General features: G+C 34.9%; 17 protein-coding genes. 8 read left to right on the top strand and 9 right to left on the bottom strand.

Going from position 1 to position 15,046, the window contains the following annotated elements; translation table 11 throughout:
* Positions 1-47: 47 nt before the first annotated feature.
* The 3 genes from ACFE0M_RS17755 to sppA form a co-directional block, all read right to left on the bottom strand.
* Positions 48-242, bottom strand: coding sequence for a hypothetical protein (locus ACFE0M_RS17755; RefSeq protein WP_434547136.1), 195 nt, complete (start codon positions 240-242; stop codon positions 48-50).
* A gap of 437 nt (positions 243-679) precedes the next feature.
* Positions 680-1,678, bottom strand: a complete 999-nt coding sequence (gene bioB / locus ACFE0M_RS17750) for a biotin synthase BioB (protein WP_434547135.1) — start codon at positions 1,676-1,678, stop codon at positions 680-682.
* A gap of 65 nt (positions 1,679-1,743) precedes the next feature.
* Complete coding sequence (gene sppA, locus ACFE0M_RS17745; protein WP_434547134.1) at positions 1,744-3,495, bottom strand: signal peptide peptidase SppA; 1,752 nt, start codon at positions 3,493-3,495, stop codon at positions 1,744-1,746.
* A gap of 130 nt (positions 3,496-3,625) precedes the next feature.
* Between sppA and folK the strand changes: the two genes are divergently transcribed.
* The 4 genes from folK (at position 3,626) to ACFE0M_RS17725 (ending at position 5,731) form a co-directional block, all read left to right on the top strand.
* Entirely contained in the window at positions 3,626-4,108 is a 483-nt protein-coding gene (folK, locus tag ACFE0M_RS17740; RefSeq protein WP_434547133.1) for a 2-amino-4-hydroxy-6-hydroxymethyldihydropteridine diphosphokinase, read from the top strand.
* Positions 4,109-4,183: 75 nt separating this feature from the next.
* Positions 4,184-4,390 (top strand): hypothetical protein, encoded by a 207-nt coding sequence (locus ACFE0M_RS17735; RefSeq protein ID WP_434547132.1) that lies wholly within the window; start codon positions 4,184-4,186, stop codon positions 4,388-4,390.
* 10 nt (positions 4,391-4,400) lie between these two features.
* Complete coding sequence (locus ACFE0M_RS17730; RefSeq protein WP_434547131.1) at positions 4,401-5,033, top strand: hypothetical protein; 633 nt, start codon at positions 4,401-4,403, stop codon at positions 5,031-5,033.
* 98 nt (positions 5,034-5,131) lie between these two features.
* A complete protein-coding gene (locus ACFE0M_RS17725; protein ID WP_434547130.1) occupies positions 5,132-5,731 on the top strand; it encodes an MCP four helix bundle domain-containing protein in 600 nt (199 codons plus the stop codon).
* A gap of 7 nt (positions 5,732-5,738) precedes the next feature.
* On the opposite strand, the gene ACFE0M_RS17720 is transcribed toward ACFE0M_RS17725, so the two are convergent.
* The 6 genes from ACFE0M_RS17720 to ACFE0M_RS17695 form a co-directional block, all read right to left on the bottom strand.
* Positions 5,739-6,212 (bottom strand): hypothetical protein, encoded by a 474-nt coding sequence (locus tag ACFE0M_RS17720; protein ID WP_434547129.1) that lies wholly within the window; start codon positions 6,210-6,212, stop codon positions 5,739-5,741.
* 43 nt (positions 6,213-6,255) lie between these two features.
* On the bottom strand, positions 6,256-7,338 hold the full coding sequence (locus tag ACFE0M_RS17715; protein ID WP_434547128.1) for an aminotransferase class V-fold PLP-dependent enzyme: 1,083 nt from the start codon (positions 7,336-7,338) through the stop codon (positions 6,256-6,258).
* Complete coding sequence (locus ACFE0M_RS17710) at positions 7,331-8,518, bottom strand: MFS transporter (protein WP_434547127.1); 1,188 nt, start codon at positions 8,516-8,518, stop codon at positions 7,331-7,333. Before ACFE0M_RS17710 ends, ACFE0M_RS17715 begins: the two co-directional genes overlap by 8 nt.
* 131 nt (positions 8,519-8,649) lie before the next feature.
* Positions 8,650-8,904, bottom strand: a complete 255-nt coding sequence (locus ACFE0M_RS17705; protein WP_434547126.1) for a (2Fe-2S) ferredoxin domain-containing protein — start codon at positions 8,902-8,904, stop codon at positions 8,650-8,652.
* Positions 8,905-9,103: 199 nt separating this feature from the next.
* On the bottom strand, positions 9,104-9,898 hold the full coding sequence (locus tag ACFE0M_RS17700) for a zinc ribbon domain-containing protein (RefSeq protein ID WP_434547125.1): 795 nt from the start codon (positions 9,896-9,898) through the stop codon (positions 9,104-9,106).
* Between the two features lie 4 nt (positions 9,899-9,902).
* The gene (locus ACFE0M_RS17695) at positions 9,903-11,000 is read right to left on the bottom strand and encodes a Nif3-like dinuclear metal center hexameric protein (RefSeq protein ID WP_434547124.1); all 1,098 of its coding nucleotides are present in this window, start codon (positions 10,998-11,000) and stop codon (positions 9,903-9,905) included.
* A gap of 83 nt (positions 11,001-11,083) precedes the next feature.
* Between ACFE0M_RS17695 and lpxK the strand changes: the two genes are divergently transcribed.
* The 4 genes from lpxK to ACFE0M_RS17675 all read left to right on the top strand — a co-directional run.
* Positions 11,084-12,106 carry a tetraacyldisaccharide 4'-kinase gene (lpxK, locus tag ACFE0M_RS17690; RefSeq protein ID WP_434547123.1) on the top strand — a complete coding sequence of 341 codons (1,023 nt, stop codon included), beginning with the start codon at positions 11,084-11,086 and terminating at the stop codon, positions 12,104-12,106.
* A 4-nt stretch (positions 12,107-12,110) separates the two neighbouring features.
* The gene (locus ACFE0M_RS17685) at positions 12,111-13,979 is read left to right on the top strand and encodes a putative porin (protein WP_434547122.1); all 1,869 of its coding nucleotides are present in this window, start codon (positions 12,111-12,113) and stop codon (positions 13,977-13,979) included.
* A gap of 181 nt (positions 13,980-14,160) precedes the next feature.
* Positions 14,161-14,760 (top strand): tRNA-(ms[2]io[6]A)-hydroxylase, encoded by a 600-nt coding sequence (locus tag ACFE0M_RS17680; RefSeq protein WP_434547121.1) that lies wholly within the window; start codon positions 14,161-14,163, stop codon positions 14,758-14,760.
* Between the two features lie 66 nt (positions 14,761-14,826).
* Positions 14,827-15,046, top strand: a 220-nt coding sequence (locus tag ACFE0M_RS17675; protein WP_434547120.1) for a hypothetical protein, incomplete at its 3' end; no start/stop codon positions are given.

The following is a 15,046-nucleotide window of genomic DNA, read 5'->3' as shown; positions in this document are numbered from 1 at the left end:
GGCATCACTGCATTCCAGAAACATATCTTCAAATACATTAAAGGTGGTTATAGTTTTTTTTTCTCCTCTTCCACCGATTTGCTTTTTCTCCTTAGTATCATGTTCTTTTTGTCCTCTATTACCCACTCGACAATCTCGCCCTTATCAAATTCCATTGCCTGGGCGACAGCGGCAGGAAAATTGATATACCACTGCTCGCTTTTCTGCCTTTTTATCAATTGTATCTTTGTTGGAAACCCCATGATTAAAATCTAGTTATATAACTAGATATAAAAAACATAAAAAAATGTCTCAAAAACAAATCTTTGAGACATTTTTATGAAAATCTAGTTAAAAGCCAAAGTCAAGTAATTGAAACTTTGTTTCAATTGGACAAGATACCTGCCTCCCGACTTTCAGTATGGGACAATTTACGCAGGAATGCCGTTCTAATGATTTTTTGTGCTATAATTATATTAAGGAAAACCTGTTTTTCTTGCAAACCGAATAATTAAAATACTATATAAAATCCGTGCGTCATTCCTTTGAAGAAAGGAATCTATTGATTTTAATCTCTGATTAAAATCTCAAAACTAAATGAAAAGTTAGCGCGAGCTTCCCAGCTCGTGCTCAAAACAGAAAAGGGCAGCCAATAGCCACCCTTTCATTATTAATTCTCTAATTATTAATTCTTAATCAACTAGCTCGGTATTTGCTGAAATTCAACAGCCGGCTCTCCGTTTTTGAAAGCTTTCCTTGGCTTTAAATTCAAAGTCTGGAATAACTCCGCATCTTCATTCACTTCCGGATTAGGAGTGGTCAATAATTTATCACCAGCGAAAATAGAATTTGCTCCTGCCATAAAGCATAAAGCTTGCTCTTCTTGATTCATTCTTACCCTTCCGGCAGATAATCTTACCATAGCTTTTGGCATGGTGATTCTTGCTGTTGCTATCATTCTTACCATTTCCCAAACAGAAACTTTAGGCTGTTTTTCCAAAGGTGTTCCAGGTACAGGAACTAATGCGTTCACAGGCACTGATTCCGGGTGTTCTTCCATTGTTGCTAAAGTGTGCAACATGCCTACTCTGTCTTCATGTTGTTCACCTAATCCGATTATTCCACCTGAGCAAACAGAGATTTTTGCTTTTCTCACATTGCCTATGGTATCCAATCTGTCATCATATGTTCTAGTACTGATGATATCATCATAATGCTCTTCGGATGTATCTAAGTTGTGATTATAAGCGTAAAGCCCTGCTTCTTTCAATTTCTGAGCTTGAGATTCTGTCAACATACCTAAAGTACAGCATACTTCCATATCCAACTCATTGATGCCTTTAACCATGTCCAGCACCCTGTCGAAATCACGATTATCTCTTACTTCTCTCCAAGCCGCACCCATACAGAACCTTGTGCTACCATTTTCTTTTGCAATTCTAGCACTTTCCAGTACTTGCTCTGTTGGTAATAATTTATGAACTTTTACATCCGTATGATAGCGAGCTGCCTGAGGGCAATAAGCGCAATCCTCTGGGCAACCCCCTGTTTTAACACTTAATAATGTACAAACCTGAACCTCAGATGGATCATTGAACTCTCTGTGAACGGTAGCCGCCTGATAAATAAGTTCTAAAATCGGTTGATTATATATTTTTTCTATTTCTTCCTTAGTCCAGTCGTTCCTTATTTCTGTCATTTTAGTTTTTTATTTTGTGATCAGCCAAGCTGAAATTTTAACTATAATGTAAAAAAAGGGGCAAATTATTTGATTTCCAAATCAAATGGCATTCTTGTTTGCAATCCTTTGTTTTCCATTACATATTCCAACTCTTCCACATAATGGGCCATTTCACCATAAGTATATTTTTTATGAAGAATTTTAGCAGAAGAACCCATTTCATTTAACACTTGTTGGAAAAATGGTTTTTTCTCTGGATAAAATACTTTCATATAATCTCCATCGGCAAGCCCGGCTGATTGCGCTGCAATATTTACGGCATCATCGAAACCTCCTAGAACGTCCACTAAACCATTATCTTTAGCTTCAATTCCAGACCAAACTCTTCCTGAGGCAACATTCAATAATTCTTCTATTGACATATTTCTACCTTCAGCTGCTTTTGAGGTGAAATCTTCATATCCTCTTTCTACTGACTTTTGAATAATCTGCTTTTCAGCATCATTTAAAGTTCTGCTTACGGTATATAAATCCGAGTATTCTCCTGTGCTTACTCTGTCAAAAGTAATACCCAATTTTGTATCCATGAATTTAGATAAGTCTGGAATGATGGCGAATATTCCAATAGAACCTGTAATGGTATTGGGCTGAGCTACTATGGTATCACATGCCATGGCCATATAATATCCACCAGAGGCTGCCACGCTTGACATAGAAGCGATAACTGGCTTCACTTCTTTGGCCAACTTGACTTCTCTCCACATGACATCAGAGGCTAATGCACTTCCGCCAGGACTATTGATTCTCAATACAATGGCCTTGATTTTATCATCTAATCTCGCTTTTCTGATTTCTTTTGCAAATTTGTCAGAACCAATACTTCCATCTCCACCTTTTCCAGAAACGATATTCCCTTCAGCAACTATTACAGCAATTCTGTTGGTGTTATATTTATCAGCTACAAAAGATTTACTATATTTTTTTACTGAAGCTACTGGAATTTTCGCACCTTCTTCAAGTCCTGCGATTTCTCTCATTTTGGTTAAAACTTCATCATAATAACCTAACTGAGAGACCAATTTATAATTAAGTGCATCTTCAGTGGTTCTAACTTTTAATTGATCGGAGATGGCTCTTAACTCTGTAGCATCAATTCCTCTTGCTTCTGCAATATTTTTAATAAAGACACCGTAAACAGAATTTAAAAGAACACTGATCTGTTCTCTGCTTGCATCACTCATATCTTTTCTGATGAATGGTTCTACAGCGCTTTTGAATGTCCCTACTCTAAATATTTGAGGTTCTATATTTAATTTTTCAAATGTTCCTTTGAAGAAAGTTACTTCAGAAGTAAGACCACTCATATCCAACATGCCTGCTGGATTTAAAACAATATTATCAGCAACCGAAGCCACGTAATAGCCTGTTTCGGAATAAGCTTCAGCATAAGCTAAAATTGGCTTTCCTGATTCTTTGAAATCGATTAGTGCATTTCTGATTTCTTCAATTTGCGCAAATCCAGCCATCACAAATGGGGCGTCTAAATAGATACCTTTTATTTTATCATCGGTTTTAGCATGTTCGATAGATTCTAAAATATCCATCAAACTAATGGGGGTAGGTTCATTGGTAAGCGCCTGACTAAATTCAGCAAACGGATCGTCCGAAGTCATTTCAACGATTGGACGGTTTAGCTTAATTTCCAAAAATGAGTTTTCAGAAATTTTCACCTCACTATCCTGGGAGGCTATTCCGGCAAAAATTAAAAAGAAGCCTACAAAAAAAATGATTAATGCGAGTAAGCTGGCAAAGAAGATTTTAAAGAAACTTTTCATAATAATAAAGATTGATAATCAATTAAATTTTAATGTTATTCTAATTCAAGTATAATTGTAAACAATTTACAAATAAGCTATAAAATAATTTGATATAAAAGTATAATTCTATTGAAGGCTAAACTTAATTATGGAAGGGATATTCTTGCTACTTGGGAGCAATCTGGGAAATAGGGCAGCGGTATTAAATAAAGCAATTGAAGCATTAAAAATTCATAAGATTCAGCTTGTTAATAAATCCTCAGTTTATGAAACTGCCGCATGGGGCAAGACCGATCAACAAGCGTTTTTGAATCAGGTTGTGGAAGTGAAAACCGATTACAATCCTGCGGAATTATTGAGTGTAATATTAGATATTGAACTTGAATTAGGGAGAGTTCGAAAGGTGAAATGGGGCGAGCGTTTAATTGATATTGATATTTTGTATTTTAATGATCAAGTAATTAAAGAAGACGAATTGGAAATCCCACATCCAGGTATTCCTTCGAGAAGATTTACTTTAATCCCATTAGTGGAAATTTGCCCACAATTTATACATCCTATAAAACAAGTCAACCAAAAAGAATTATTGAATAATTGCAAGGATAATTTAAAGGTTTCCATTTATAAATAATTTTAATTCCTTTTTAAATGATATAAATGTTAAATTATTCCTAAATTATGTTCATAATTAAAATTTTTTAAAACTATGAAAAAATACATTTATTTAATCGCTACGGCATTCTTTTTGACTTTAGTGGCTTGTGGTGGTACTGAATCAAAGCAAGAATCTGAGGTTTCGGATGTGCAAAAAGAAGAAAAAATTGCGGATGAGGTGGTGAAATCATCTGAAAAAGTAAAAACAGAGGCGGAAGAAACAGAAAAAGAGGTTGATGAATTATTAAAGGATATTTAAAATTTAGGTTATGAAAAATATAATGAATACAGGATTTATCATGGTTTTGGCCTTATTATTAACATTTGGGTTTCAAAATGATGTTTTAAGCCAAGGAAAATCCCAAGAGAAAAAAGAGCAAAAAGAAGCAAGAGGAAAATCCTCTGAAAAAATGCAAGAGAAAAGAGGCCATAAAGCAGATTCAGCAAAAAGTCATGCAAAAATGAAAGCTGGTCAAAAGGATAGTGCTCGTAAGTCAATGAGTAAAAAAGAGATGAATGAAGGTCATGAAGGAAAGCATTTTGGAGAGGGAAAAGGAGATATGCATGGCAAAGAGTTTGGTCATATTCGGTCGGAAGAAGCCAAACAAAAAATGACAAAAACCCATGACAATATGCAAAAAGCAGAAGCTGCTATCAAGCGTTCAGAAGAAAAAATAGCTCAAGCAAAAGAAAGATTATTAAAAGCTAAAAAGGAGGCAAGTCTATCCGAGGAAGAGATTGCTGAAAAAGAAGAAAAGATTAAAGAGGCAGAAGAAAAAGTGGCTGAAGCAAAGGAACGCCTTAAAGCTCAGCATAATGAAGTTCACAATAAAATGATGGAAACTAAAAAGGCAAATAATAAAAAACTTAAAGAAGCTGAAGAAGTTGAAATAGAAGAATAATTTATTGACATATCAAATATTTAAAGGCTGTCATAAAATTAGTAAGGCAGCCTTTTTTTATATCTATACTTATTTATATTATTACATAAAAAATCTCAATGGAACTGTTCGATAAAATAAAGTGGATATTAGGTATTTTGTTAGTTTTCACGCTAGTTATAACTACTAATTTGGTAGATAAGAGTAATTTTTCACGCATGAATGAGGCTGTTGAATCAATTTATGAAGACAGGCTGGTTGTTAAAGATTTAATTCTCAAAATTTCAAATGATATCCACCAAAAGGAGATTGCGGCCATAAAAGCGGACGAGAGTTTTTATATTAATCAAAATGAACAATTAAATAATGAAATTGACGGTCATCTTTTAAGTTATGCCCAAACTAAATTAACCAATAAAGAAGAACAGTTTTTAAATGATTTGAAAAAGAATTTATCTGAGTTAAAAAATAAGGAAAAGGAGTTTGTAGAATCTAATTACACTCAAGATTCTGTACTCCTTCCACTTTTTCAAATTGTGAAAAGAGACCTTCAAAATTTGGCTGAGATTCAACTAAGAGAAGGCAGCAGGCAATTTGAAAAAAGCCAAAGGGCAATGGATACCGTAAACTTATTTACGCAAATTGAAATTTATATTATGATTTTCTTAGCTATCGTCATTCAAATCATCATTATTTATACCCCTAAAAAAGAAAATTAATCTATCATTAAAATGTCATCAATAATCCTATTCCAGAAGGTGTAAAAGTTAAATTGAATTCAGCTTTATATTGTCTATTTCCCATAAGTTCTCTAGAATTGTAAAGCTCAATTGCCTTATCTGCTTTTCTATTGGCCAACTGCTTTAATGGAACAGCAATTGCTATCAAACTAACTCCAGTAATAAGTAGAGGCACTGTGATTTCGGGAGAAGGATCAAAAAAGGTAGGCATAAATGCACCAGCTCCAAACCCAGCTATTATTGATGAAGTAAATGCCCACCTTCTAGATGATTTCATCATTTTATGGGATGCTTCGAATGGTTTCATTTTTTTTAAAACCTGCCTTTCCGAGACTTCCTGACCTAAAATGAAATATCGATTTTGAACGAGATTTCCTTTTCTTTCTATTAAAGGCGCATCATTTTGACTAAATCCTATTTGAGATATAAGAAAAAAACATAAGACTAATATTTTCTTCATTGGTTGATAGTTTTAATAATTGCAATAAATATAAAGTAAAAATCTAAACTCTAAAAGTTTCAATTAAATCCACTAACATTTCAGTTTGTTCCTTTGAATGTGTTGGGAAATTAGCAATCCTTATTTGCTCTTTTTTATAGCCACCATAACCAGTGCCAATATGGATTTTTTTCTGTTTTAGATGATCTATCAGTAAATTACTCTCGAAATCGCACCTAATCACTTTTACAGTTTTGGAACGATGCTTTTCATTTTCCACAAAATGATGAAGTTGTGGGTGAGCTTCAATAACCTGATTGAGAATGGCAGATTTATAATCAATTTCTCTCCTGATAGCTAATATCCCTTTTTCCAGCATATCAGAGGCTACTTTTGCTAAAGTGTAAACCCCTAGGATATTAGGTGTTTCAGCAGTTTGAAAAACCCCGGCTTTTTCTACCATATCCGGCAAACGATGATAAGAGCCAATAACTTGGCCTGAAGCTTCTAATGATTTTGCTTTTTCCAAGCATCTGTTATTCACAATCCAGATACCAAGACCCGCGGGCAAGCCAAAAGCTTTTTGCACAGAGAAATAAAGCGTATCAATATTCCTAAAATCAATTGGGATTACAGGAACTCCTGATACCCCATCTATAGCAATTAATTTATCAGGATATTTCTCTCTTAAAGCATTGATGGTTTCTAGAGGAAAAGTGGTTCCACATGCTGATTCGTTCAAACAAAGGGTAATGATTTCAGCGCTTTTCGGTACATCTATTGCATCAAAATCTGGGACAGTTCCATCTTCCACTACCAATTCATGGGCAGTTCTGCCTAGCTGAGTAGAAATCTTGGCAAAACGCTGAGAGAAAGCGCCCATACTTACATGGTAGCTTTCATTTTTAACACAATTTTCAATTATCCGTTCCCAAGCTTCATTGGCTGAAGAGGTGATCAAAACATGATAATCTTCAGGTATATCCATAAGTTTGCGCAGATTTTCTTGACACTCTTTATAAATATCCTTGAATTGTTGACCTCTATGAGAGGTACTGCACACCCCTTTTTTTAAAGCGGTTTTAATATGTTCTTCAGCCGTAAAATATAAGGCTGAGGGTCCTGGAGTAAAGAAGTATTCAAACATTGGCAGTTTCTATACTTATTTTGGTTTTTTTATTATAATCAGATAAAGTTATCCCAAAAAATAAAATAGCTGGAATTAGCATACCGATAGCGCAAAATAAGTACATCTGAGATAGCGAAAAAATTTCTGCTATGTTTCCTAAGAAAAAAGCACCAATTCCTATCCCTAAATCAATGGAAGAGAAGAAAGTACTGGTGGCAACCCCTCTTTTTTCAGGTTTCACCATATTGATGACCATTGTTTGTAATGTTGGCATCACTATTCCATTTCCCAATCCCAGAACGAATGCCGCTACAAGAAAACCTGGTTCAGCCGTACTTTGTGATAAAAGTACTAATCCTGAAATGGTACCAACAAAACTTAGCCCCATCACAAATGCAGGGCCTTTTCTGTCCATCATTTTACCGGTTGTTGGTCTAATAATACTAACACCAATGGCGTAAATCAAGAAAAACATTCCAGTGCTTTCAATAGAAAGTTCTTTGGCAAAAAGTGTAATGAAAGACATGATTCCTGCAAAAGGAAAAGCCAATAGCAACATCACCATAGAAACTTTCAAAACTTTGGGTTCAAATACATTCTCCCAGCTTAATTTATTTTTTCTATTGCTGATTTTAGGATGATTCACAAAAAAAGACATAATGACTGCCAATGAACACAATACCCCTGAAGTGATAAATAAAACCTGGTAACTGCCTGTTTCTTTTAATATTTGCAAGCCTATGAGTGGACCGATAGCCATGCTCAAGGTCATGGATAAACCAAAGATTCCGATTCCTTCTCCTCTTCTGCTGTTAGGTACCAGGTCAGAGGTAATCGTGCCACCGCCAGTAGTTACTATCCCCCAAAAACCTCCATTTATCAGTCTTAAGAAAAGAAGGAAAATAAATGATTCTGCCAGCCCATAGGTCGCCATTACTATAGCATAGCAAAACATGGAGAATAGGAATAATTTTCTTCTACCATATTTATCAAAAGCATAACCACTTAATGGTCTTACTATTAAGGCCGACAAAGCATAAATACCAATAATGTAGCCTACTTTATCAGCATTTTCACCCAAAACCTCCGTCACAAAAGTAGGTAAAGTAGGTAGTAAAAAGTAAAATGACACCGCCATTAATAAATAGCTAAAGCAATGTAAGAGAAAATCTTTAGTGTATAAGGGAGCTTTTGTCATGATATTGTAGGTAAATATAATTTATGTTGCTACATAGAAATAAATAAAGTTAACTGCTAGCTGTTCCGCTAAGTTTCTGTTTTCTACTTAAATGTTAAATAAATTTCAATTTGTTAAAAGCTATTATGACTTTAAGCATTTAATTCTCCTAAGATATCAGCAACATCTTTTGGCTTGCAATCATGTAATAATTTTCCGTTCACTACTAGATTGGGTCCCATTTTGCAATAATCCATACATTTGGTTTTTACCAATCTCACATTTTTGAGTTTATCGGTCTTAATAACTTTCTTCAATTCTGTTTTCAGCTCTTCACAGCCATTTTTCTTGCAATCTTTTCCAGTGCAAATGAAGAGATGGTGGTTTGAATTATGAGAGGGTTTCAATTAGTAAGTGATTTAATGTTTTTTAATGATTATACCCAATTTTATATAGCGTAAAAATCTAATCTTAGTTTAGCTATTCTCAAATATGGAAATATTATTTCAGTTATAATTAATAAAGTTGGACTAAAAAGAAAGGATAAAAAAAGCCCATCAAAATCAAATTTGACAGGCTTTTGTAATTTTAGCTCATTACCGAAAATTACTTCTCTGCTTTTTTCTTTGCAGTGGTTTTTCTGGTAGTACGTTTCTTTTTTGGCTTCTCTTCCACGATTTCATCCTCAACATCAGTTAGGATTCTTCCGCAGTGCTCACAAACGATTAATTTTTTTCTATCTCTAATGTCGGCTTGTCTTTGAGGAGGAACCGTGTTGAAACATCCTCCGCAAGCACCTCTTTTAACAGGGACTACAGCTAAACCGTTTCGAACGTTTCCTCTTAATCTCTCATAAGAAGCCACTAATCTAGCTTCGATTTTCTTTAAAGCCTTTTCTCTGTCTTTCTCAAGTTTTTCAACCTCTTCGGTAGTTTCAGACTCTATGTTTTTCAATTCGGATTTTTTGCTTTCCAAATCTTTTACTCGGTCTTCATGCAAAGCCTTTGTTTCCTCAATGCCTTTTTCCTTTTCTTCGATTTTGGCTTGAGCTTCTTTTATTTTCTTCTCGTGGATTTGAATATCCAGTTGCTGTAATTCCACCTCTTTGGTAATAGCATCATATTCACGGTTGTTTCTAACGCTCATTTGTTGCTCACCATATTTGGCAATCAGCTTCTCAGATTCCTTGATACCTTGTTTTGCGGCTTCAATATCATCTCTGATGGCTTGAACGCTATCATCAAATTTCTGAATACGGGTTTCATAGCCTGCAATCTCATCTTCTAAATCAGCTACCTCGTCAGGTAGGGCTCCCCTCACTTTTTTAATATCGTCTAATTTTGAATCAATTCCCTGTAATTTTTTCAGGGCATCGAGTTTTTGTGCTACAGTACTTTCCATGCAGTTAATAATATTTTATCGGATTCGTGACAGTCTGTCCTAAATGGAGTGCAATATTAGCAAAATTTTCTTTCAAAATTGCATAAAATATCTCATTTGTAAAACGTTCGCTCTCATAATGCCCTATGTCGGCTATAATCAGCCTTTCTTCAGCATCAAAAAATTCGTGATATTTAATGTCGGATGAGATATAAATGTCTGCTTGCTTATTTTTTGCTTGCGAAATCAGGAATGATCCAGCACCTCCGCATATTGCAACCTTTTTAATTTTACGGTTTATTGCCTTAGTATGTTTTATAACTTCTAGACCCATTTTGTCTTTCATGTAATCAAAGAAATCTTTGGGCTCCATCGGTTCTGATATTTCTCCGATCATTCCAGATCCTAAATCATCATAAGTATTTTCCAATTGATGTAAATAATAGGCTACCTCTTCATAAGGATGAGCTTTTTTCATAGCACTTAAAATTTTGTTTTTTAAGTGTATGGGGAAAATCACCTCTATCTTGTGTTCATCAACCGTTTCCAATTCACCGGATTTTCCAATGCTTGGGTTTGCTTTGTCCGATGGCAGAAAACTTCCTTTTCCGGCAGTTTCAAAAGCGCAATCTTTATATTCACCAATTTGGCCAGCACCCGCTTGATGTAAAGCTTTTTTTAATTCAACACTGTTTTCTTGGGGAACAAAAACGCTCAGTTTACCTAAAAATCCATTTTTTGGACTTAGAATTTCAGTATTGATAAGCCCTAATTTTTCAGATATCTTAGCATTCACCCCAGTTCTGATATTGTCTAAATTAGTATGCGATGCATAAATGGCGATATCATTTTTAATAGCTTTAATTACAGTTCTTTCCACATAATTACTTCCGGTAAGTTTCTTCAAACCTTTGAAAATAATAGGGTGATGAGCCACTATCAACTCGCAATTTTTTGAAATGGCTTCTTCTACCACCTCTTCGGTTACGTCCAGCGATATTAAGACATTGCTCACATTTTTAGACGCATCTCCTATGATCAAACCCGCATTATCATAAGATTCTTGATACGCTAGAGGTGCAATGCTTTCCAAATGTTGGACGATATCCTTTATTTTGCTCATATTTGTTTTTATTTCAATTCGGTCAAAGTTAAAAAGTTTTACAGCCCTTGCAAGTCTTTAAAAATAAGTATTGGCAATTTTTTATGTCACCTTTCAGTATTTTGTACAAATGGGTGATGCAATTTCGAAATCACTTATACGATGTAGAGTATAAGCCTGTTTTTCGATTTGATACTAATGTGATTTCGGTGGGCAATCTTTCCATGGGAGGGACTGGAAAAACCCCTTTTGTGGAATATCTTTTGAGATATTTGATTGACAAGGGTTTTGATAATAAAATCTCCACGCTGTCCAGGGGCTATGGCCGAAAAACCAAAGGTTTTAGAATAGCTCAAGAACAAGATGATCCGAAATCAATTGGTGATGAACCTTTCCAGCTTTACCAAAAATTTAAAAATAAAGCGAATATTAGCGTAGGGGAGGATAGGGTTTTGGCAATCCCCAGTATTTTATATGAATATCCGGAAAATGAAGTGATTATTTTGGATGATGCCTTTCAACATAGAAGTGTAAAGCCCGATTTATCAATATTGCTTACCAGTTTTAATGCTCTTTTTTACAAAGATTATGTTTTGCCATCAGGAACCTTAAGAGAGGCAAGGCACGAAGCTAATAGAGCAGATGTGGTGGTAGTGACCAAATGTCCAAGTGATTTACCTAAGGAGAAACAGGAAGAAATTAAAAGGGAAATTAAGGTCTATAGCCATAAGGCATTGTTTTTTACCTCTATAAAATACGAAAAGCCGTTGGCATCAAAGGAAGACCAGAAACTACATGAGAAAATCATTTTGGTAACAGGAATAGCACATTCCAATAATTTCAAAGAATATTTAATTCAAGAAGGATTTATTATTAAAAAGCATTTTGACTTTGCAGACCATCATCATTTCACCCCAAAAGAAATAAAGGAAATTGAAAAGGTGGCGCATGATGAAGAGGCAAATATCCTTACTACCGAAAAAGATTGGGTTAGATTAATATCAATGCCTGAATTATCTAAATCTTTTCAAACTAAGCTTTTTTATATTCCCATCATGGTACAGTTTTTGGATGATGAAAAATCTTTTCACCAAATCTTGGAAGATTCTATACTTAGTACTAAATAAATCCATGACTTTAGTTAATTTTGCGACTGTTTTGAAGAAAATTTTCCTAATCATATCGATTTTTTGTTGTGGAATGGCCCCTGTTTTTGCTCAGGTAACCGATGATTCCACTAAAAATGTGTATGGAGCAAAAACCACACTCTTCACTACAGAAGAAAACATCAAAAATAATATTGAGTCCTATCAGATTATAGATACAAGCTTGAATAATACCCATAATTGGAATCCTGTAAATATTTCAGATTATTATTATCAAAATTTGGGTACAATAGGCACGGCCATGCGACCGGTTTTTTATGAAGCACCCGATGTGATTGGTAAAAGAAGTGGATTTAATGTTTACGATCCTTACATTAAAACCCCCGATAAGTTTAAATATTTTGATACAAAATCTCCATTTACTCAAATGAGGTCAGTATTTGGTGGTAATTACAGAGCATTTATTGGAATCGATTTTTCTAGGAATGTTAATGAAAATTGGAATGTTGGATTTAGTTTTAGAAGATGGACCATAGATAAACAAATTGGGCCATTGCAAAGTAGAGGAGATTTGAATGTACTAAGCCATTCTTATGATTTCCAAACAGATTATCGCTCTCCTGATAGGAAATATCATGTGATGTTTAATTTTGCCCGAACTTTCCATAAGGTAAATGAAACAGGAGGCATCAAGGATACATCAGAGGTAATAGTTTATGAGGAGTTATTTGATTATGATGATGAGGACATTAACTTAAGAAATGCACAGGGGGGAGAATTAAGACAGCAATATCATCTTTATCAGCAATATAAATGGAAAAAGATCCTGCAGTTCTATCATGTTTTTGATCGGACTAACCGGATGAATACTTTTATAAATTCCGATCCTTCAGCAGAAACAGATGTGAATTATTTTGATAGATTTCTGGTAAGAACAGACTCAACAGTGGATTTAAGCCGATTTGTTTTTTATCAAAATGAGGTTGGTTTTAAAGGTGTTATCGGTGATGCATTTTATCGGTTTTATGCAAAAAGAAAGGATATAAGATATACGGGAAAATATCTGACCACTGTAAATCCACTGTTAGAGAATTATGCAGGTGGTTATTTTCGTTTTGCCCCAAAAGAAAATTGGCAATTAAAAGCAAATGCGGAATATGAATTAAATGGAAACTATCGGCTGGATGCTAGCCTGAAAGTTCCTTTTTTAACTGTTAGTGCTTCAAGTATGCAGTTTGCATCACCTTTCTTTTATGAACAGCATTTGGGAAACCATGACTATTGGCAAAACGATTTTGGAAGTGAACAAGTGCAACAACTGAGCGGAAAATTAGACATCAAATGGAAAGATTATTTTAGAATTCAGCCAAAACTGGATTTGAAATTAGTCAGCAATCATATGTATTTCGATACTTTAGCAATGCCCCAGCAAGCCTCTGGAACAGCAACACTGCTACATCCTGGAATTGAGGCCAAAGCAAAATACCGAGCATTTAATCTTGATGGGAATTACATCTATACTTTAAAGGAAGGAGTTGATGCAGATTTATTCCGGATTCCAGAACATTTTTTGACATTGGATTTGTATTATCATAAAGTATTTGAAGGTAAACTAGAAGCACGCATCGGCTTAGAAGGCCATTATAAATCAACCTACTTTGCGGATGATTATGATCCCGTGACCCAACAATTCCACTTGCAAAATTATTTTGAGGTGCCAGGTTATATGTTTGTCGATTTGTATGCCACCGCAAAAATCAATACTGTTCAGATATTTATAAAATTCAGGCATTTGAACCAAGATATAACTGCTGGAGGATATTTCACAACACCTTATTACACGGGTCAGGAAAGAATACTTGACTTTGGGGTTACTTGGTCATTCTTTGACTAGTATTGTGTTAATCATGAAACTACGGTCTGACGCATTCTATGAATACTGATAATGAAGTTGAATTATAAACCTTAAATCAAATTTATTGTAAAGTTTTTTTACTGAGGCGTCTGACCGTTTTGAGAATGATCATACATCAAATTTAACTTAACTTTGTATATAAATCCTTGATAATCTGAAAATGGAAAAAGAAAAATTCACATTAGGATTAGAATTACCCAGCGACCCACGTTGGGTCAATATAGCAGAAAAGAATATTGAAGATATACTGGTTGACCATGCTTACTGTGAACAGAAAGCAGCCAGTTCTTGCATGAGCTTGATTATCAATTTTCCTGAGATGGACGAAATGGTGAAAGTAATGACACCTGTGGTGGCAGAGGAATGGTCACATTTTGAAAGGGTTTTAGAACAATTGGATAAAAGAGGCTTTAAATTGGGCTTCCAAAGAAAGGATGAATATGTATCTCAACTAATGAAGTTGGAAATCAAAGGAGGAAGCAGAAAATTTCAGTTGATGGAAAAGCTGTTGATCAATGCCCTAATAGAAGCCAGAAGTTGTGAAAGGTTTAAGCAGTTGCATTTACATATTCAAGATGAGGAATTGAAGAAATTCTATTATGAATTGATGGTTTCCGAAGCAGGCCATTATAAAAACTTCTTAAAACTAGCAGAAGTTTATCAGCCTAAGGAACAGGTGCGAAAAAGATGGGCGGAATTATTAGAGGCTGAAGCAAAAATCATGAAGAATTTGGAAGTTAGGGAGGATAGATTGCACTAGACTATTTAAGGAGATCTTGAAAAGCACCACAAATCCCTCATGCCAAAAAAATTTTGATCTGAGGGAGTGGGTAGGAGGACAAACCTGTCTGCCGGCAGGCAGGAATGCGAGCCTGCTTGTGCAGACAAGCCAGACGAGGATGTGAGTTGTCCGCTGGCTAGCCATAGCCGTCAGTTTAGTGGTTTAAGTGATTGTTTACCAGTAATTTATAATAAGGGTGTAAATCCCCCTTGGGATCTTTCTTCCTATTGTTCATATCTGTATTTGTATTTGTTCGTTAAAAAAA

The organism is Marivirga sp., from assembly GCF_051117495.1.
Lineage (GTDB): Bacteria > Bacteroidota > Bacteroidia > Cytophagales > Cyclobacteriaceae > Marivirga.
Note: the sequence above shows the minus strand (reverse complement) of the source record. Positions and strands in the feature narration are given on the sequence as shown.